The organism is Pseudomonas sp. MWU13-3659, from assembly GCF_023757525.1.
GTDB classification, from domain to species: domain Bacteria; phylum Pseudomonadota; class Gammaproteobacteria; order Pseudomonadales; family Pseudomonadaceae; genus Aquipseudomonas; species Aquipseudomonas entomophila_E.
Map to the genome: position 1 here is coordinate 397,502 of NZ_JAMSHW010000003.1, position 18,337 is coordinate 415,838.

Annotated in this window: 18 protein-coding genes; 12 read left to right on the plus strand and 6 right to left on the minus strand. The window is 65.0% G+C overall.

What is annotated here, in order from left to right; genetic code table 11:
• The first annotated feature begins 38 nt into the window (after window positions 1–38).
• Window positions 39–950, plus strand: coding sequence for a LysR family transcriptional regulator (locus NGM28_RS06670; protein ID WP_240064409.1), 912 nt, complete (start codon window positions 39–41; stop codon window positions 948–950).
• Here the strand turns inward: NGM28_RS06670 and NGM28_RS06675 are convergent.
• Complete coding sequence (locus NGM28_RS06675) at window positions 931–1,851, minus strand: LysR substrate-binding domain-containing protein (RefSeq protein ID WP_240064408.1); 921 nt, start codon at window positions 1,849–1,851, stop codon at window positions 931–933. The two genes, NGM28_RS06670 and NGM28_RS06675, sit on opposite strands and share 20 nt — an antisense overlap.
• A 171-nt stretch (window positions 1,852–2,022) precedes the next feature.
• Between NGM28_RS06675 and NGM28_RS06680 the strand changes: the two genes are divergently transcribed.
• The 8 genes from NGM28_RS06680 (at window position 2,023) to NGM28_RS06715 (ending at window position 7,774) form a co-directional block, all read left to right on the plus strand.
• On the plus strand, window positions 2,023–2,799 hold the full coding sequence (locus tag NGM28_RS06680; RefSeq protein ID WP_240064407.1) for a YqcI/YcgG family protein: 777 nt from the start codon (window positions 2,023–2,025) through the stop codon (window positions 2,797–2,799).
• 2 nt (window positions 2,800–2,801) lie between these two features.
• Window positions 2,802–3,425: a LysE family translocator gene (locus NGM28_RS06685; RefSeq protein ID WP_240064406.1), complete on the plus strand. Its 624-nt coding sequence runs from the start codon at window positions 2,802–2,804 to the stop codon at window positions 3,423–3,425.
• A gap of 29 nt (window positions 3,426–3,454) precedes the next feature.
• Window positions 3,455–4,540 (plus strand): hypothetical protein, encoded by a 1,086-nt coding sequence (locus NGM28_RS06690; RefSeq protein ID WP_240064405.1) that lies wholly within the window; start codon window positions 3,455–3,457, stop codon window positions 4,538–4,540.
• A 93-nt stretch (window positions 4,541–4,633) separates the two neighbouring features.
• On the plus strand, window positions 4,634–5,347 hold the full coding sequence (locus tag NGM28_RS06695) for a sel1 repeat family protein (protein ID WP_252089286.1): 714 nt from the start codon (window positions 4,634–4,636) through the stop codon (window positions 5,345–5,347).
• Window positions 5,348–5,644: 297 nt separating this feature from the next.
• Window positions 5,645–6,343, plus strand: coding sequence for an AzlC family ABC transporter permease (locus NGM28_RS06700; protein WP_275679233.1), 699 nt, complete (start codon window positions 5,645–5,647; stop codon window positions 6,341–6,343).
• Complete coding sequence (locus tag NGM28_RS06705) at window positions 6,340–6,654, plus strand: AzlD domain-containing protein (protein ID WP_240064403.1); 315 nt, start codon at window positions 6,340–6,342, stop codon at window positions 6,652–6,654. Before NGM28_RS06700 ends, NGM28_RS06705 begins: the two co-directional genes overlap by 4 nt.
• The gene (locus NGM28_RS06710) at window positions 6,651–7,487 is read left to right on the plus strand and encodes an AraC family transcriptional regulator (protein WP_240064402.1); all 837 of its coding nucleotides are present in this window, start codon (window positions 6,651–6,653) and stop codon (window positions 7,485–7,487) included. Before NGM28_RS06705 ends, NGM28_RS06710 begins: the two co-directional genes overlap by 4 nt.
• Window positions 7,488–7,546: 59 nt before the next feature.
• The gene (locus tag NGM28_RS06715; protein ID WP_213657398.1) at window positions 7,547–7,774 is read left to right on the plus strand and encodes a hypothetical protein; all 228 of its coding nucleotides are present in this window, start codon (window positions 7,547–7,549) and stop codon (window positions 7,772–7,774) included.
• Between the two features lie 129 nt (window positions 7,775–7,903).
• Here NGM28_RS06715 and NGM28_RS06720 read toward each other — a convergent pair whose 3' ends face one another.
• The 5 genes from NGM28_RS06720 to NGM28_RS06740 form a co-directional block, all read right to left on the minus strand.
• Window positions 7,904–8,383 carry a copper chaperone PCu(A)C gene (locus tag NGM28_RS06720; protein WP_240064401.1) on the minus strand — a complete coding sequence of 160 codons (480 nt, stop codon included), beginning with the start codon at window positions 8,381–8,383 and terminating at the stop codon, window positions 7,904–7,906.
• The gene (locus NGM28_RS06725) at window positions 8,384–8,992 is read right to left on the minus strand and encodes an SCO family protein (protein ID WP_240064400.1); all 609 of its coding nucleotides are present in this window, start codon (window positions 8,990–8,992) and stop codon (window positions 8,384–8,386) included.
• A 279-nt stretch (window positions 8,993–9,271) separates the two neighbouring features.
• On the minus strand, window positions 9,272–9,856 hold the full coding sequence (gene nfuA / locus NGM28_RS06730; protein WP_011534517.1) for a Fe-S biogenesis protein NfuA: 585 nt from the start codon (window positions 9,854–9,856) through the stop codon (window positions 9,272–9,274).
• 57 nt (window positions 9,857–9,913) lie between these two features.
• Window positions 9,914–10,948 carry an acyltransferase family protein gene (locus NGM28_RS06735; RefSeq protein ID WP_252089287.1) on the minus strand — a complete coding sequence of 345 codons (1,035 nt, stop codon included), beginning with the start codon at window positions 10,946–10,948 and terminating at the stop codon, window positions 9,914–9,916.
• A 164-nt stretch (window positions 10,949–11,112) separates the two neighbouring features.
• Window positions 11,113–13,413 (minus strand): fatty acid cis/trans isomerase, encoded by a 2,301-nt coding sequence (locus tag NGM28_RS06740; RefSeq protein ID WP_252089289.1) that lies wholly within the window; start codon window positions 13,411–13,413, stop codon window positions 11,113–11,115.
• Window positions 13,414–13,585: 172 nt separating this feature from the next.
• Here NGM28_RS06740 and metH point away from each other — a divergent pair, with 172 nt between their 5' ends.
• The 3 genes from metH to NGM28_RS06755 all read left to right on the plus strand — a co-directional run bounded on the left by metH (window position 13,586) and on the right by NGM28_RS06755 (window position 18,332).
• Complete coding sequence (metH, locus tag NGM28_RS06745) at window positions 13,586–17,293, plus strand: methionine synthase (RefSeq protein ID WP_252089291.1); 3,708 nt, start codon at window positions 13,586–13,588, stop codon at window positions 17,291–17,293.
• Between the two features lie 456 nt (window positions 17,294–17,749).
• Window positions 17,750–18,022: an acyl carrier protein gene (locus tag NGM28_RS06750; protein WP_252089292.1), complete on the plus strand. Its 273-nt coding sequence runs from the start codon at window positions 17,750–17,752 to the stop codon at window positions 18,020–18,022.
• A gap of 73 nt (window positions 18,023–18,095) precedes the next feature.
• A complete protein-coding gene (locus tag NGM28_RS06755; RefSeq protein WP_252089294.1) occupies window positions 18,096–18,332 on the plus strand; it encodes a hypothetical protein in 237 nt (78 codons plus the stop codon).
• Window positions 18,333–18,337: the final 5 nt, after the last annotated feature.

Genomic DNA, 18,337 nt, shown 5'->3' on the forward strand with positions numbered 1-18,337 from the left:
CTCACCCAGGACATCGATGTCCGCAATCGGAGTGCAACATGGACAGCCTCAGCGGCTTCGTGGTCTTCAACCGGGTCGCCGAAACCCGCAGCTTCGTCGCAGCCGGGCAGTCGCTGGGCATCAGCGCCTCGGCGGTAGGCAAGCGTGTGGCGCGCCTGGAAGCCCGGCTGGGGGTGCGCCTGTTCCACCGCAGCACCCGCAGCATCACCCTGACCGCCGAGGGCGCGCTGTTCCTCGAACGCAGCCGGCGCATCCTTGCCGAGATCGAGGCCACCGAACAGGCGCTCTCGCAAGCCAGCGGCACGCCACGCGGGCGGCTGCGGGTCAGCTTGCCGCAGGTGACCGGCCTGGTGATGCCGGCACTGGCCGAGTTCATGGCGCGCTATCCGGATATCGAGCTCGACCTGGACTTCAGCGACCGCATGGTGGACATCGTCGGCGAAGGCTTCGACATTGTGATGCGCGGCGGTCAACCCCTGGATTCGCGCCTGAACGCCAAGTTCCTCGGGCACTTCCAGCATTGCCTGGTGGCCTCGCCGGAGTACCTGCGCGAGCGCGGCACGCCGCAGCATCCGCGTGAGCTTGCCGGGCACAGTTGCCTGCATTACCGCTTCCCCAGCAGCGGCAAGCTGGAAACCTGGCCGCTGCGCCGGGAACACCCCGAGCAGGACTACGACATCCCCATCTCGATGGTCTGCAACCACGTCGAGACACGGATCTGCTTCGCCCTCAACCACCGCGGCATCACCTGCCTGCCGGACTTCAGCGTGCGCAAGGAACTGGCCAGCGGCAACCTGGTGAGTGTGCTCGACAGTTTCATGGAGCGGCGCGGCAGCTTCTACCTGCTGTGGCCGTCCGGCCGGCAGATGCCACCGAAGCTGCGGGTGTTCATCGACTTCATGCTCGAGCGGGTGCTCCCCGCGAGCCAGGTCAGCCGTACAGGTAGTTGATGTCCCGGTGCGGCAACGGCGGTACCTGGCCCAGCAGGAAGTCGCGCAGCTTCTGCATCTGCCGGGCCTTGGGGCTGGATTTGAGCCAGGTCATGTAATAGCCGTCGCCGGTGGCCACCGCGTGCGGGAACGGGGTGATCAGGTTGCCGGCCGCCAGGTCGGCGCTGGCCAGCACCAGGTCGACCACCGAGATGCCCAGGCCCTGCTGAGCCGCCGAAATACCCTGGTCGAGGGTGTCGAACACCTGGCCCTGGTCGATGCTGATATCCAGCGCGTCCATGCGCGCCAGCCAGCGGCGCCAGTCACGCCGGTCTGGTGAAGGGTGCAGGAATTCACAGTGCCTGAGCGCCGTCAGCTCCGGCGCGGGGCTATCCAGGTACGCCGGGTGGCACACCGGAATCAGCCATTCATCGAACAGCTTCAGGTTCTCCACGTCCGCCGGGAAACGCCCGTTGCCCAGCAGGATGGCGCAATCATAGGGCTCGGAGTAGAAGTCCACCGCATCGATATCCATCCATACACTCGACAACTGCACCGAACAGCTGTTGTCGACCTTCTTGAAGCCATCCAGGGCCCGTAGCAACCAGCGCACGGTCAATGTCGACGGTGCCTTCAGGCGCAGGCCGTAGCGGTCCTGGCGCAACAACGCGCAGGCATTCTCGATGATCTTGAAACCGACCTTGAGCTCCTGGGCCAGCAACTGGCCGTGCTCGGTCAGGCGCAGCTTGGGGCCACGCCGCTCGAACAAGTCGCAGCCGAACATGGCTTCAAGGGTCTTGATGTGATGGCTGACCGCGCCCTGGGTGAGCGCCAGTTCCTGTGCTGCACGGGTGAAAGAGCCGTAGCGCGAGGCCACTTCGAAGGCACGCAGGGCGTGCAAGGCTTGAATCCGTTCCGACATCGCCGCCATCCAGAGCATGAGTGAGGCTAATAGTAGGTCATAGTTCCAGGCGTTTTACAACGCAGGATCCATCTCGGAAAATGCCGGTAAATAACAATTATCTATAGCCAAACCGCCTGAATAATACGGAAAAGTTATTTAACGCTGCATTTGGATAGATTTGGGGAAATCATGTTTACGGGTTATGGAAACTGCTACCGCCTGGATGCGCTAGAGCTGGCCGATGAACATGTGCAGAACAGACACCACTGGACGCACAAGACCATAGAACATTTCAAGGAAACCCTCGCCAACCCCGACTTCCCGTGCCTGTTCGGGCGCAAGGCGGTCACCGCGCGCACCTGCCACATCATCTTCGCCCGTGCGCAGCAACTGGCCGACGACATCGCCCGGGGGCTGGCCGACTACGTCCGCACTGTCGAACCGCTGCCGATAAAGCAGCGCATCGGCCATCCGCTGCTGGTGTTCCTCGAGACCGCATCGGACACCACGTTGAGCGACCAGCAGGCCCTGGCCTGGGATGTGCTGCGCCAGGTCCATGCCCGCGACCCGCAGCCCTGGCCTGAAGCCGTCCCCCAGGACCCGCACGACGCGCACTGGTCGTTCTGCTTCGCCGGCATGCCGCTGTTCATCAACATGAGCTTCCCGGGCCATCAACAGATGAAAAGCCGCAACCTGGGCAAGCATATCGCCTTCGTGATCAACGCCCGCGAGAGCTTCGACGAAGTCGCCAGCGCCTCCACCGAAAGCGGCCAGCGCATCCGCGCGCGTATTCGCGACCGGGTCCGTCACTACAACGACGGCGTGATGCCGGAAACCCTCGGCTTCTTCGGCCACGGTGACAACTTCGAATGGAAACAGTACCAACTGCAGGAGCCCGGCTCGCTGAACCCCGCGCGCTGCCCGTTCCATGCACAAGCAACATCTGACTCACTGATCGAGAATTGAACGTGAATACCGCCCTGACCGCCACCTACGCCCTCACCGTCCTGCTGCTGATCGCCACGCCTGGCCCGGTGGTGGCACTGATCGTCAACACCGCCGCCGCCTCCGGCTCGCGCAAGGCCCTGTTCACCGCCGTCGGCACCAACTGGGCGTCGCTGGTGCTGATCGGCGCCGCCGCCTGGATCATCATGACCAGCGCGGCCATCGACAAGGCCTGGCTCAACGGCATGAGCCTGCTGGGTTGCCTGTTCATCGGCTACATCGCCGTGGGCACCCTGCGCGAGGCCCTTCAGGCACCGGTCGAAACCGCCCCCAGCGCGGTGCCGACAGGCCGAGGCGGTCTGGTCCAGGGGTTCATGGTGGGCATCTCCAACCCCAAGGACATCATCTTCTTCATCTCCTTCTTCCCACAGTTCATCCAGATCACCGAATCGTTCGGCAAGAGCATGGTGGTGCTGTCGCTGCTGTGGATCGCCATCGATTTCGCTGTGCTCAGCCTGTACATCTTCGCCATCGGCAAGATCGCCTCGCAGCGCAGCAGCCGGCTGATCAGCCTGGCCTCCGGGGTTGCGCTGCTGCTCATCGCCATCGTCGGCCTGGGCTACAACCTCAGGGAACTGGCAGCCTGAACCCATTGCCCATCAACCCAGGAGCGCCCATGACGATCCTCGACACCTCAGTGGCAGACCCCATGGGCAGCACCCATCCCCTGCAGCATGACTACCAGCGCTTCCTCCAGCTGGGCAGCCGGCGTATTCCGCACACGCTCTACGTGCATGAGCGCGGCTACCGCTCCGGTACCATCAATACCGACGCCCTGGGCATGCGCTACAGCCATTTCGCCGGCAAGCGCTTCTCGGTCGCCGAGCGCGGTGGCCTGGCGCGGGTCAACCTGCTGGTGGGCGGCTCGACCGCGATGGGCATCGGCGCCAGCTCCGACGAACACACGGTGGCCTCGTACCTCTCGCTGCTGACCGGCGAGATCTGGCTCAACCTGGCCGGTTGTGGGCTCAATGCCACCCAGGAACTGCTGATGTTCCTCACCCACCAGCACCGCTTCGGCCAGATTGGCCATGTCGTGGTGTTCAGTGGGCTGAATACGCTGGCCCAGGAAACGCTGGGCGAAATAATGACCAGCACGCAAACCGGGCAACAGGACTTTTTCAACCGCTTCCATGAAGGCGTCCAGCCCGCTGAGGAACCGCGCCGTGACTCCTTGTGGCAACGCCTGGGCCACGCCCTGGCGCCGCGTCGCCCGGGCCCCTGCCCCGCACTGGAGCCGGTGTCCAGCCCGGATAAACGCCTGATCCGCGCCGCCGACAGCATCGGCCGCACACTGCGCCAGTGGGACCGCTTGCTGGCCGACGGCCACACCACCCTGACCTTCATCCTCCAGCCCCTGCTGCCCTGGTGCAGGGAAGCGCTACCGGCCGGCGAGCAGGCCATGCTCGAGCGGCTCGAACAACAGCCGTCCAATTTCGATCGCCTCATTGATGGCGCCTTCGACAGCCAGCTGCACATGGCTTTCTTCCGCCGCATCAAGAGCCAGGCCGACCCCGTCCCCTGCTACGACATGAACAGCATGCTCAGCAGCTCGCCGGTGTTCGCTGAAAGCCTGTTCGCCGACCGCCTGCATTTCAACGACCTGGGCAACAACGCCCTGGCCAAGGTGATCACCGCCAAACTTGGCCTGGCCCAGGAAAAATACGCCCAGCGCAAGGTCATGCCGATCAAGCTCGTCTGATAAGGAATTCCCTGACTATCGTCGAACACACTCGGGTGGATAGAATAGGCCGGTCATCGCTCCTGATCCGCCTGAGGCACCCGCGCACCTGTCATGACCATCGAAGCCGCCCCCAAGCGCCGTAGCGCCCATGCAGCCCTGCTGCCGCTGCTGCTGACCTCCTTCGCTGCGCAGGCACTCGACGTGAGCATCGACCCGCATGCCGACCTGCTCTATCGCCAGGCCCTCCCCTTGCTGGAGCAGGCCGACAACCAGGACGACACGGCCAGCCCCCTGCGTACCAGCGCCGGCGACCCGGAGCTCAGCCGCCAGGGCCAGGCCCTGGCCCGCACCCTGCCCACGGCGGTGGCGTTGCTGAAGAAGTCCGTCGCCCTCGACCACCCGGTGGCCCAGTATCGCCTGGCCCTGTACTACACCACCTATCTACCTGCCGGGCAGATCGCCGATGCCGCCTGCCCGTTGCTCGAAGCCAGCCTCAAGCAGGGCTTCGCGCCACCGGCCCTGGCCATCGCCCGCTGGTGCTCCACCTACAGCGCCAGCCCTGCCTACCGCCAGGCGCTGGAGGCGATCCCCAGCATGGCCACCCTGTACGCCCCGTACTATCCCCAGCCGGCAACGCACCTGGCTTGCAGCCGCAGCCGGCCGCAAGGGCTGGAAATGCAATGGGGGCGCCAGCGTGATTACCAGGCCGAGGTCTACCGCCTGCTCGGCGAGCTGGACCCGCAACATCGCCAGGCGCTGATGCAGAAAGCCGTTGACATCAATGGCTGCGCCGCAGCGCAGCAACGATTGGCCCGCAACCGCTGAACATCTAGTGGGCGCAACTGCCTTGCAGGATTTTCGGGATATACCCCAACCTTGTAGGAGCGGCCTTGTGCCGCGAAAGGGCTGCGTAGCGGCCCCAGGAGTTCAACGTCGAGCAACGATCGTCGGGGCCGCCTTGCGGCCCTTTCGCGGCACAAGGCCGCTCCTACAGGGAACGCGCAAGGCTTGAGGTTACCTACAGAACTGCCACGTTGTGTTCTTGTGCGCAGCAAGATCGTTCAAGCCAGCCCCTCACTGCTCTGGCATGCTGGCCAGCCCTGTCGAACCGTTGCCTTGCCCATGTCCAGCCCGCCCATTGCCCGCCACGCCTTCCTCAAAGGTGCCATCGCCATCTTGCCACTGTCCCTGGCCGTCGCCCCCTGGGGCCTGCTCGCCGGCTCCATGGCCATCGAGGCCAACCTCAGCGCCTGGGAGGGCCAGGGCCTGTCGGCCATCGTCTTCGCCGGTGCCGCGCAACTGGTGGCCATTGGCATGCTCAAGGGCGGCGCCAACCTGTTCTCGATCCTGCTTACCACTCTGCTGCTGACTTCACAGCACCTGCTCTACGGGCTGTCGATGCGCCCGGTGATGTCCGGTTTGCCGACCCGCTGGCGGCTGGGCCTGGGCTTTCTGCTCACCGATGAATTCTTCGCCCTTACCAGCCACCACGACCAGCAGCAGTTCAACCGCTGGTACGCGCTGGGTGTGGGCCTGACATTCTATGTGGCGTGGAACCTGTTCACCCTGGCCGGCATCGTCCTCGGCCAGAACATCCCGCACCTGGACCAACTAGGCCTGGACTTCTCCATCGTCGCCACCTTCGTCGCGCTGATCGCACCGCTGGTACGCAACCTGCCTACCGTGGTGTGCGTGGCGGTGTCGCTGTTCTGCTCGGTGCTGTTCAGCTACTGGCACTGGGAAACCGCCCTGGTGGCCGCCGGCTTGCTGGGCATGGCCGCCGGCTTCGTCTGCCAGAAATTTTCCGGAGGCCGCTCATGATCTGGCTGCTGATCTTCGCCATGGGCGCGGTGGTGTTCCTCAACCGCTACGCCTTCCTCGAACCGCGCCTGCCGTTGCGCCTGAGCTCCAACGCGCGGCAGTTCCTCGGTTTCGCCGTGCCCGGCATGCTCACGGCGATCTGCGGGCCGATCATCTTCCTGCCCGGGCACCAACTCGACCTTAGCCCGTTCAACCCCTACCTGCTCGGCTCACTGGTGGCCATCACCCTGGTGCTGTTGACCCGCAGCGTGTTGCTGAGCATGCTGGCGAGCATGCTGATCTTCTTTCTCCTGCGCAGCTGGCTGGCATGAGCACGCCCCTGCGCGAACAGGCCCACCTGTGGCAGGCGCCCGCCCTCGGCGACGTCGAGATGCTGCACGCCCGCTACATCCAGCAGCGCTTCGCCCCGCACGTGCATGAAGGTTATGTGTTCACGGTAATCGAGTCCGGCGCCCAACGCTTCTGGCACCGGGGCAGCGAGCACCTGGCACCGGTAGGCAGCATGGTGCTGATCAACCCCGACGAGCTGCACACCGGCGCCACCGCCCACGAGGCCGGCTGGCGCTATCGCGGTTTCTATCCCGAGCACGAGCGGGTCACCGGCGTGCTCGACGAGCTGGAGCTGGGCCGCCACGGCCTGCCTCGGTTCAAGGACAGCGTAATCCAGGACCCGGCCCTGGCCGCCGCGTTCAGCCAGTTGCACCAGCTCTCCGAGAGCAACGCAAGCGCCCTGGAGCAACAGACCGCCTGGCGCCACGCCGTGCTCGCCCTGGTGCAGCGCCACGGCCATTGCGCCGAGCCTGCCGCCCCCGGCAACGAACCGCTGGCCGTGGCTCGCGCCCGTGAGCTGTTGGAGAGCCAGCTGGCCGAACCGCCTTCTCTTGAGGCCCTGGCGACGGCGGTGAACCTCTCCCCCTTCCACTTCGCCCGGGTGTTTCGCCAGGCCACTGGCCTGCCGCCCCACGCCTGGCTCAAGCAACGTCGCCTGGCCCGCGCACGGGAGTTCCTGAGGAGTGGCCTGCCGGCGCTGGAAGTCGCCCTGGCCCTGGGCTTTGCCGATCAAAGCCACCTCACCCGCCAGTTCAAGCAAGCTTATGGTGTGACGCCGGGGGCCTACCGGCAGGCCTGCCTGAACCTGGTGTAACCCGCCTGCATGCCAGCACGGCGCTGCTACACTCAAGTGGCTGAATGGAGGATCGCGTCATGTCCGAACGAGAAATCACCACGCTCCTGTCGCTGATGAGCCAGCGCCAGGCCTGCCTGAGCAGCGCCTGCAAGGAGATCGCCGACTGGATCGACCGCCAGGGCGACATACCCGCCGCCGGCAAGATCCGCGCCAGCCTCAAGGCGCTGGAGGCCGACGAAGCCCAGGTGCGCAAGACCCTGACTTCGCTGAATATCGAACGGCCGCTGCCACGTTTCCGTAGCTGAGCGTCAGACCGGGGTTTACGCCCTTCCCTGTAGGAGCGGCTTCAGCCGCGATGCAGGCGACGCGGTGTATGGCACCCGCTTCGCGGGTGATCGCGGCTAAAGCCGCTCCTACAGGGATGGCGCAGTCGATCAGTGGTTCATGTGCATAGGGTCGTGCCCGCCGCTCTCGGCGGTCAGCGCACGCACCGGCGCCTGCACCTGCACGGTTTCCTTCGCGCCCTTGGCATCCTCGATGATCAGGGTCAGCGGCACCTGCTCACCTTCCTTCACCTGCTGGTTCAGGCCCATCAGCATCACGTGCAGACCATTCGGGTCCAGCTTCACCGCCTTGCCGGCCGGCAGCTCGACCGCCTTGACCTCACGCATGCCCATCACATCGCCGTTCATGGTCATCTCGTGCACCTGCACGGTCTTGGCCACGGGCGAAGCTACGCTTACCAGCTTGCTGTCGCTGCTGGCGGTAAGGGTCATGAAGGCACCGGTGGACTGCTGGTGCGGCACGCTGGCGCGCACCCAGGCGTCGCTCACGGTGGTCTGGGCCAGGGCCGGCAGGGCCAGGCTCATCAGGGCCAGGGCGGCCAGGCCGCGCTTGATCGGTTGCATCGACATTCAGCAAATCTCCATCAGGGTGACCAGGTCCTCGGCGCATTCCTTGGCGTTCAGGGAATGGCCCAGGCTCAGGCGCAGGGTGCCACGCGTATCGTAGACGTAGCTGGTGGACGAGTGAGAGATGGTGTAGGTGTCGCCGGCCGGAACCTTTTCGTAGAACACCTTGAATTCCTTGGCCACCTCGGCGATTTCCTCGGGGGTACCGGTCAGGGCGACGATCGACGGGTCGAACGCCTTGACGTAGGCGTCGAGCACTTCAGGGGTGTCGCGCTCTGGGTCCAGGGTGATCAACACCGGCTGGAACAGGTCACGGTCGCGGCCCTTGAGTATCTTGCGGATCTGCGCCACACGCGCCAGCGCGGTCGGGCAGACTGCCGGGCACTGGGTGAAACCGAAGAAGATCATCGGCATCGAGCCGTAGAAGCTCGACAGGGTGCGCTCGTTGCCTTGAGTATCCTTGAGCTTGAACTTGCGCCCGAGGATTTCGTTGCTCATGTTCTTGCCGTACTTGAAGTCCAGGCCGCGTGCCGGGCTGCAGCCCGCCAGCAAACCAAGCCCCAGTACGCCCATCCCGGCGACTACCGCGCGCCGGGTCAACAGATCAGTCATGGAACCATCCTTTACAGGGAAGGTGCCGGCCCTTGGGGCGGGCCGAGCGAAAACCGGCGCATTCTGGCATGACACCCCCCGAGCATCTACCCGACCTGGGGAGGATCTGGCTGCAGCCCTTTGAATCCGGGGCGCGACCGGTTGTCGCAGGGGTTGAATCCGTAACAGTTTGTTGCTAGGGATCAATGAAAATCGCCGGCAAGCCGGCTCCTACAGGTACAGCGCAGTCCACTGTAGGAGCCGGCTTTGCCGGCGAAGAGGCCAGTGCCAACACCCACATCAGTAGTAGGCGTTTTCCTTGTTGGTGTGGTCAGTCACGTCACGCACGCCCTTGAGCTCCGGAATACGCTCGAGCAGGGTGCGCTCGATGCCTTCCTTCAGCGTCACGTCAGCCTGGCCGCAGCCCTGGCAACCGCCACCGAACTGCAGCACGGCGATGCCGTCGTCGACCACGTCCACCAGGCTCACGGCGCCGCCGTGGCTGGCCAGGCCTGGGTTGATCTCGGTCTGCAGGTAATAATTGATTCGCTCGTTGATCGGGCTGTCTTCGTTGACCATCGGCACCTTGGCGTTGGGGGCCTTGATGGTCAGCTGGCCGCCCATGCGGTCGGTGGCGTAATCGACCAGCGCGTCTTCGAGAAACGGCACGCTGACGGCGTCGAGATACGCGGTGAAGCTCTTCAGGCCCACCGGCTCGTCGTCGGGCTTCTCTTCGCCAGGCTTGCAGTAGGCGATGCAGGTCTCGGCGTACTGGGTGCCCGGCTGGGTGATGAAAATGCGGATGCCGATGCCAGGCGTGTTCTGCTTGGAGAGCAGATCGGCCAGGTAATCATGGGCGGCGTCGGTAATGGTTATAGCGCTCATGGAAGTTCCTCACAGACTTGCCGGCAGTGTACGCCAACCCGGCCTTCGAACAAAGTCCTAGCATTTGACTCGGGATAGCGCCAAGGCCGGTTCCCGCGCAGGCTCGGCGGCGATCCAGCCTTGCAGCCGCGTATACAGGCCACGTTCCAGCCATTGATAGCTGAGCCACGACATTAGTCCGATTGACGGCACGCAAAGGGCGAACACCAGGTAGGGGTTCAGTTGCAGCCGCTGGCTGGCGAACAGGCCGCCGTACAGCACCAGCACATGGATCAGGTACACCGAGTAGGAGCAGTCGCCCAGCGCCTTGAGCACTCGATTACCCTTGAAAAACGGCTCCAGGGCAATGAATGCCAGCACCACCAGCGCGCTGGGCAGGCCCCAGTGCAACAGCCGTTGGGAAGCGTCCAGGTGGTACAGGGCGAAAGCGGCGACGGCCAGCAGCCCCAACGGCAGCCACAGACCCTCGCGGATCAACCCTCGGCGATACAGCACGCCCAGGCCGATGCCCAGCAGGAATTCGTAGACGATGTCGTTGTTGTAGAAGCGGCTGAGCACACCCAACCGGCCCAGCACCTCACTGACCAGCAGCAACGCCGCCGTCACCAGCAACAGGTGATGGCGCTGGCGCACCAGGAAGGCCAGGCCGAACAACAGGTAGAAGAACATCTCGAAATTCAGCGTCCAGCCCACGTTGAGGGTCGGGTACAGGCCGTAGCCGCCGGGGTTTTCCGCCGGGATGAACAGCAGTGACAACAGCAGGTGCTGCCAGGCGAACACCTGGTGCGGCATCCAGCGGCTGGCGACCAGCATCAGCGCCGCCATCAGCAGGGTGTAGAACCAGTAGGCCGGGACGATGCGCAAGGCGCGGTTGAGCAGGAACTGCCTGGGAGCGATGTCCTTGTCGCGGGTCGAGAGGTAGATCACCAGGCCACTGATGACGAAGAAGATGTCCACCCCGACCGCCCCGCGGTCGCTGAGCAGTTGGCCGAGGGGGCCGGTGGCGTGGAAGTCGAAGAAGATCTGCATGAAGTGGTGGCAGACCACCAGCCAGGCGGCGAATGCCCGGAGTGCCTGAAGCGAATACAGCATGAAGTACCCTGCGATTGCCGGTGAGTTCGGGCCTTGCGTCGCGATCGTTCGCCGGCAAGCCGGCTCCTACGTGGGTTGTAGGAGCCGGCTTGCCGGCGAACGGGCTGCACAACACCCACCTGACCCTCCGACCGCAGGAGGCCGGGAAAGGTCAGGCCACCCGATCAGAGGTTCTCGTAGCGGTTCATGTCCAGCACCCCCGCCTCCACCGGATCGGTCTCCTGGATATAGCGGTTCAGGTCATGGAAGTAACGCCAGAACTCCGGGTGGCTGCGGCGCACGCCCCAGCGCATGACGATGCGCTCGAACTTCGCCGTGTCGTCGCGGGCCGCTTCCAGGTCCTCGACGAACTCCGGCACATCCTTGGCCGGCACGTTGAAGATGAAGTTCGGGTAGCTGCTGAGCACCCCCGGCACCAGGGTCAGGGTGTCCAGCCCCGGCTGGTAGCGGTACGCCTCGCCCAGCAGGAACGCCACGTTGCTGTGGGCGCGGTTGCGCAGCAGGCTGTAGACCTGGCGCTGGCCGCCCTGCCCTTCGATGCGCAGCATCGTTGCCTCGGGCAACTGGTCGATCACCTTCAACCCCGCCGCCGGGCGTGACACCAGGCGGCTGAGCGACTGCTCGACATCGCGGAACGCCTCGCTCATCTGCGGCCGCGAGCAGAACGCGCCCTGGCAGCGGTTGATCGGATCCGGCGCGGCGTTCAGGCTGCCCGAGCGCTGCAACAGCTTCAAGCCGAAGTCACGCTTGGGATCGTGCTTGTCCAGTTTCAGCGCGCTCGCGGTGCTGCTGTCGATGTCCTCGTAGTCCATCCACATCTTCACCTTGCCGCTGTTCTGGTACCAGTCGCCCAGGATTTCGCTGCGTTTGCTGGCCGGCATCAGGCGCAGGAAGTTGATCTCGGCGCCGTTGCGGATCAGGTCGAAGTACAGGCGCGTCTGCAACTGGTGCGAGACGTTGCCGAACACGTCGAAGTTCACCGCCAGTTGGTAGTAGGTGCGCTCGAACAGCGGGTAGTCGAACAGCCACATCGTCTGCGGCACGTCGCCGATCAGGCCCTTGGTTACCGAGGCGCTGTCGAAGTGGCGGAAGATGCTGAGCAGCGCGTTGTCGTTGCCCGCCCACAGCGTCGACCAGCTCGGTGCCGGCTGCTCGGCATAGGCTTCGCGGCGCAGTGCCTCGTATTCGTTGCGCTTGTCGCGGTAGGCATGCCACAGGCCCAGCACGCTGCCGACGTCGTCGATCTGGCCGGGCATGGCCAGCAGCGGCGTGGCCTCGCCCCGGTACTGGGCGTCGGTGATGTAGAGGTCGTGGGCCGGTTCCTGGAACAGCGCCCAGAAATTGTCGCGGATCACGTCGGTGGCGATCTGCCCGCGGCACACCGGGCCACGGATGAAGGTACGGACGAAGTACTCGGCGTTGTCCAGCATGAACTGGTAGCGGGCCACCGCCGGGATCGCCTCGAAGGTCTCGAACGGGTTGGCGCGGTGGCGCGGGCCGTAGCCGGGCAAGGCATTGGCATGCCAGTCGCCGCTGTAGAACAGCTGCTTGACCCGCTTGAGCTTCTGCGGGCCCATCGGGTAGGTGATATGGGTCTTGTGGACGATCACCCCCTGCACCGGAACCAGGCGGTAATAGAAGTCGGTGCCCGGCGGATCGTTGGGGCGGCGGGTGGCGATCAGGTCGACCGGCCGGCCGCTCGGAGTGCGCGAACGCACCCACTGGAAGAAGTGGCCCTGCTCACCGCCGACGAAGTAAATGTGGGCCAGGAACAAGTGCTCGTACAGCCATCGGGCGACCAGCGCCTCGGTGGAGCCCGGGCGGTTGAGCAGCTCTTCCCACTCGAAGATCTGCCGCGCTTCCGCCGCGTTGGGCACGAACTGGGTCTTCTCCACCGGCGCGCCGGCCGCCAGCCAGCGCTGCAGCGTCTGGTACTCCTGGTCGGTCAGGCCGGTGACCGCCAGCGGCATGCCCTCCTTCGGGTGGGCGCCGGCATAGGCGTCGAACTCGTGGGGCATGGGGCACATGTTGGTGCGGTTGAGCCCCAGCACGATCTCGTCCGGCAGCTTGGCGTTGGGCGTGAGCGGCGTCTTGTGGCCGAGCTCGAGCATGCGCGCCATCAGCGCGGCCTGGCTGCCCTGCTTGTCCAGCACCGAATAGAACCCGGCCTTGCGCCAGCCGGCCTCGTCGCGGGCGTCGTAGAACAGCCGCGTGGTGGGCACCGCCTGGCTGCGCTCGCCCTGGTACACCGGCACCTTCGAGGCACCGCGCTCGGCGCCCTCGGCGCTGCCCAGGTTGAGCTGGCAGGCGGCGTCGTTGCAGGCGTGGCAGGCCACGCACTTCTCGGTGAAGATCGGTTGGATGTCCCGGGTGTATGAAATCGCCGGGCTCGATTGGGGGGCCTGCGCGAACGTCGCGCCACTGATCAGCAGGGCGAAGACGCTGGCAAGTATGCGAAGCAACATGTGCCGAAAGTCCTGGTTTCTGAAAGCCATCACGATATGCCTGACCGGGTCCTGGGTGCTGGGGCATGCGCCAACATGAAGGAAATTCATGCAAAACGGCGGCACGCCTAAAATCCGTGCAGCTTTGTTATTATTCGGCACCTTCTGATATTCGCCCGACCAGGTAGTTCCTATGTCCGACCGCAGCGCTCGTTTACAAGCACTCCAGCACGCACTCAAAGAGCGCATCCTGATCCTCGACGGCGGCATGGGTACTATGATCCAGAGTTACCGCCTCGAGGAACACGACTATCGTGGCACGCGCTTCGCCGATTGGCCAAGCGACGTGAAGGGCAACAACGATTTGTTGCTGCTCACCCGCCCCGATGTGATCGCCGCGATCGAGAAAGCCTACCTGGACGCCGGCGCGGACATTCTCGAAACCAACACCTTCAACGCCACGCAGATTTCGCAAGCCGACTACGGCATGGAAGCGCTGGTGTACGAGCTCAACGTCGAAGGCGCGCGCGTCGCCCGCCAGGTGGCGGACGCCAAGACCCTGGAAACCCCGGACAAGCCGCGCTTCGTCGCCGGCGTGCTCGGCCCGACCAGCCGCACCTGCTCGATTTCCCCCGACGTCAACGACCCCGGCTACCGCAACGTCACCTTCGACGAGCTGGTGAGCAACTACATCGAGGCCACCCGCGGCCTGATCGAAGGCGGCGCCGACCTGCTGCTGATCGAGACCATCTTCGACACCTTGAACGCCAAGGCGGCGATCTTCGCCGTGCAGCAGGTGTTCGAGGAAGACCACGTCGAACTGCCGATCATGATCTCCGGCACCATCACCGACGCCTCCGGCCGCACCCTGTCCGGCCAGACCACCGAAGCGTTCTGGAACTCGGTGCGCCACGCCAAGCCGATCTCCATCGGCCTGAACTGCGCCCTCGGTGCCAAAGACCTGCGCCCGTACCTGGAAGAGCTGTCCGGCAAGGCCGACACCTTCGTTTCCGCGCACCCCAACGCCGGCCTGCCCAACGCCTTCGGTGAATATGACGAAACACCGGCGGAAATGGCCGCGGTGGTCGAGGAGTTCGCCGCCAGCGGCTTCCTCAACATCATCGGCGGCTGCTGCGGCACCACCCCGCCGCACATCCAGGCCATCGCCGAGGTCGTGGCCAAGCACAAGCCACGGGCCATCCCGGACATCCCCAAGGCCTGCCGCCTGTCGGGCCTGGAGCCGTTCACCATCGACCGCCAGTCGTTGTTCGTCAACGTCGGCGAGCGCACCAACATCACCGGCTCCGCCAAGTTCGCCCGGCTGATCCGCGAAGAGAACTACACCGAAGCCCTGGAAGTCGCCCTGCAGCAGGTCGAGGCCGGCGCCCAGGTGATCGACATCAACATGGACGAAGGGATGCTCGACTCCCAGGCCGCCATGGTCCGCTTCCTCAACCTGATCGCCGGCGAGCCGGACATCTCGCGGGTGCCGATCATGATCGACTCCTCCAAGTGGGAGGTGATCGAGGCGGGCCTGAAGTGCATCCAGGGCAAGGGCATCGTCAACTCCATCTCGATGAAGGAAGGCGTCGAGCAGTTCAAGCACCACGCCCGCCTGTGCAAGCGCTATGGCGCCGCCGTGGTGGTGATGGCCTTCGACGAGGTCGGCCAGGCCGACACCGCCGCGCGCAAGAAAGAAATCTGCCAGCGCAGCTACGACATCCTGGTCAACGAAGTGGGCTTCCCGCCGGAAGACATCATCTTCGACCCGAACATCTTCGCCGTGGCCACCGGCATCGAAGAGCACAACAACTACGCCGTCGACTTCATCGAAGCCTGCGCCTACATCCGCGACCACCTGCCCTATGCCCTGAGCTCGGGCGGCGTCTCCAACGTGTCGTTCTCGTTCCGTGGCAACAACCCGGTGCGCGAGGCGATCCACTCGGTGTTCCTCTACCACGCCATCCAGAACGGCCTGACCATGGGCATCGTCAACGCCGGCCAGCTGGAGATCTACGACGAGATCCCCGCCGCCCTGCGCGAGAAGGTCGAGGACGTGGTGCTCAACCGCACCCCGCACGGCACCGACGCCCTGCTGGCGATTGCCGATGACTACAAGGGCGGCGGCGCCACCAAGGAAGTCGAGAACGAAGAGTGGCGCTCGCTGCCGGTGGCCAAGCGCCTCGAGCACGCGCTGGTCAAGGGCATCACCGCCTACATCGTCGAGGACACCGAAGAGTGCCGCCAGCAGTCGGCGCGCCCGATCGAGGTCATCGAAGGCCCGCTGATGAGCGGCATGAACGTGGTCGGCGACCTGTTCGGCGCCGGCAAGATGTTCCTGCCGCAGGTGGTCAAGTCGGCCCGGGTAATGAAGCAGGCGGTGGCCCACTTGATCCCGTTCATCGAGGAAGAGAAAGGCGACAAGCCCGAGGCCAAGGGCAAGATCCTCATGGCCACGGTCAAGGGCGACGTGCACGACATCGGCAAGAACATCGTCGGCGTGGTGCTCGGTTGCAACGGCTACGACATCGTCGACATGGGCGTGATGGTGCCGGCCGAGAAGATTCTGCAGACCGCCCGTGAGCAGAAGTGCGACATCATCGGCCTGTCCGGCCTGATCACCCCCTCGCTGGACGAGATGGTCCATGTCGCCCGCGAGATGCAGCGCCAGGACTTCCACCTGCCGCTGATGATCGGTGGTGCAACGACGTCCAAAGCCCACACCGCCGTGAAGATCGAGCCCAAGTACTCGAACGACGCCGTGGTCTACGTCACCGACGCCTCCCGCGCGGTGGGCGTGGCCACGCAGTTGCTGTCGAAGGAACTCAAAGCCGGCTTCGTCGCCAAGACCCGCGAAGAGTACGTGGAAGTGCGCGAGCGCACCGCCAACCGCAGCGCCCGCACCGAGCGCCTGAGCTACGCCCAGGCCATTGCCGCCAAGCCGCAGTACGACTGGGCCAACTACCAGGCCGCAACCCCTTCCTTCACCGGCGTCAAGGTGCTGGAGAATATCGACCTGCGCACACTGGCCGAGTACATCGACTGGACCCCGTTCTTCATCTCCTGGGACCTGGCCGGCAAGTTCCCGCGCATCCTCACCGACGAAGTGGTCGGCGAGGCCGCCACGGCGCTGTACAAGGACGCCCGCGAGATGCTCGACAAGCTGATCGACGAGCAACTGATCAGCGCCCGCGCGGTGTTCGGCTTCTGGCCGGCCAACCAGGTCGCCCATGACGACATCGAAGTCTATGGCGACAACGGCCAGACGCTGGCCACCCTGCACCACCTGCGCCAGCAGACCATCAAGCCCGACGGCAAGCCCAACTGGTCGCTGGCCGACTTCGTCGCGCCGAAGGACAGCGGCGTGACCGACTACGTCGGCGGCTTCATCACCACCGCCGGCATTGGCGCCGAGGACGTGGCCAAGGCCTACCAGGACAAGGGCGACGACTACAGCTCGATCATGGTCAAGGCCCTGGCCGACCGCCTGGCCGAGGCCTGCGCCGAGTGGCTGCACGAGCAGGTGCGCAAGGAGCATTGGGGTTATGCCAAGGACGAGCACCTGGACAACGAGGCGTTGATCAAGGAGCAGTACAGCGGCATTCGCCCGGCCCCGGGCTACCCGGCCTGCCCCGACCACACCGAAAAGGAAACCCTGTTCCGCCTGCTCGATGGCACGGCCATCGGCGAGACCGGCCCGAGTGGCGTGTTCCTCACCGAGCACTTCGCCATGTTCCCGGCGGCGGCGGTCAGCGGCTGGTACTTCGCCCACCCGCAGGCGCAGTACTTCGCCGTGGGCAAGGTGGACAAGGACCAGGTCGAGCGCTACAGCGTGCGCAAGGGGCAGGATGTGAGCGTGAGCGAGCGCTGGCTGGCACCGAACCTCGGTTACGAGGGCTGACAGGATCTGTTCTGTAGGAGCGGCTTCAGCCGCGATTGCCGGCACCGCCGTGCATGGCACCCGCTTCGCGGGTGTTCGCGGCTGAAGCCGCTCCTACAGAGGCCGCACAAGCCACACCACGCCCCGGCAGGCGCCGGCTTGCCGGCGAACACTGAGCTCCTCGCGGACGCATTCTGTAGGAGCGGCTTTAGCCGCGATTGCTGGCACCGCGGTGCTTGGCACCCGCTTCGCGGGTGTTCGCGGCTGAAGCCGCTCCTACAGAGGCCATACAAGCCACACCACGCCCCCGGCCGGCGAACACCGGCAAAGCCGGTGCCATCCCCCGTACCGCCCATCTCGCGTGCAAGCCAACCCAAAGCACAAATCCCACAGCCCCGCACCTGGCATTTCTACCAGTAGCCGCCACCCCAAAGCCGCGCTAAAGAGGATCATCCCTCCTCCCACGGCAGCCCCAGCATGCAATCCCGGCTCTACATCGCCTTCCACCTGCGCTGGATCATCAGCTACTTCCTCGAGCAGAGCCTGCACCAGATCCGCCCGGACATCTCCCTGGGCGAACTGGGCGCCGACAGTTTCGACATGTTCGAGCTGCAAGCGCTGATCGAAGAAACCTTCGGCATCCTGATCCACCAGCCACTGCGCACCTACCTCACCTTCGCCGAGCTGGTCGACCTGGTCTTCCGGGCCATGCCCACGCCAGAACATTCGCCCGGCCCACCCCTCACCTGACATTTCTGCCAGTAGCACCGCCACCGACCTGCTCCGACCATGGGCACACCCGGCAACCGCGAAAGGCACGCCGATGACAGACCTCGAAACCCTGGCCCAATACCAGCAGCACATCCTCCACGCACTGCAGAACGCCGGCATCGGCGAGCCTTCGCTGAGCGCGCAGCTCAAGCACCTGGATGCCCGGAAAGTCCACGCCGCCATCGCCACGCTGGCCCCCGCGTTCAGCTTCGACCACGACCAGGGCGGCGACAACGTCTACGCCCTGGCCCGCCAGCTGTGGGAGCACGCGCGGGCAAAGCACCGCTGAACCCG

Coding starts and splice junctions, on each gene's coding strand:
- NGM28_RS06670 (WP_240064409.1), top strand. CDS start 39: ATGGACAGCCTCAGCGGCTTCGTGGTCTTCAACCGGGTCGCCGAAACC.
- NGM28_RS06675 (WP_240064408.1), bottom strand. CDS start 1,851: ATGTCGGAACGGATTCAAGCCTTGCACGCCCTGCGTGCCTTCGAAGTG.
- NGM28_RS06680 (WP_240064407.1), top strand. CDS start 2,023: ATGTTTACGGGTTATGGAAACTGCTACCGCCTGGATGCGCTAGAGCTG.
- NGM28_RS06690 (WP_240064405.1), top strand. CDS start 3,455: ATGACGATCCTCGACACCTCAGTGGCAGACCCCATGGGCAGCACCCAT.
- NGM28_RS06695 (WP_252089286.1), top strand. CDS start 4,634: ATGACCATCGAAGCCGCCCCCAAGCGCCGTAGCGCCCATGCAGCCCTG.
- NGM28_RS06700 (WP_275679233.1), top strand. CDS start 5,645: ATGTCCAGCCCGCCCATTGCCCGCCACGCCTTCCTCAAAGGTGCCATC.
- NGM28_RS06705 (WP_240064403.1), top strand. CDS start 6,340: ATGATCTGGCTGCTGATCTTCGCCATGGGCGCGGTGGTGTTCCTCAAC.
- NGM28_RS06710 (WP_240064402.1), top strand. CDS start 6,651: ATGAGCACGCCCCTGCGCGAACAGGCCCACCTGTGGCAGGCGCCCGCC.
- NGM28_RS06715 (WP_213657398.1), top strand. CDS start 7,547: ATGTCCGAACGAGAAATCACCACGCTCCTGTCGCTGATGAGCCAGCGC.
- NGM28_RS06720 (WP_240064401.1), bottom strand. CDS start 8,383: ATGTCGATGCAACCGATCAAGCGCGGCCTGGCCGCCCTGGCCCTGATG.
- NGM28_RS06725 (WP_240064400.1), bottom strand. CDS start 8,992: ATGACTGATCTGTTGACCCGGCGCGCGGTAGTCGCCGGGATGGGCGTA.
- nfuA (WP_011534517.1), bottom strand. CDS start 9,856: ATGAGCGCTATAACCATTACCGACGCCGCCCATGATTACCTGGCCGAT.
- NGM28_RS06735 (WP_252089287.1), bottom strand. CDS start 10,948: ATGCTGTATTCGCTTCAGGCACTCCGGGCATTCGCCGCCTGGCTGGTG.
- NGM28_RS06740 (WP_252089289.1), bottom strand. CDS start 13,413: ATGTTGCTTCGCATACTTGCCAGCGTCTTCGCCCTGCTGATCAGTGGC.
- metH (WP_252089291.1), top strand. CDS start 13,586: ATGTCCGACCGCAGCGCTCGTTTACAAGCACTCCAGCACGCACTCAAA.
- NGM28_RS06750 (WP_252089292.1), top strand. CDS start 17,750: ATGCAATCCCGGCTCTACATCGCCTTCCACCTGCGCTGGATCATCAGC.
- NGM28_RS06755 (WP_252089294.1), top strand. CDS start 18,096: ATGACAGACCTCGAAACCCTGGCCCAATACCAGCAGCACATCCTCCAC.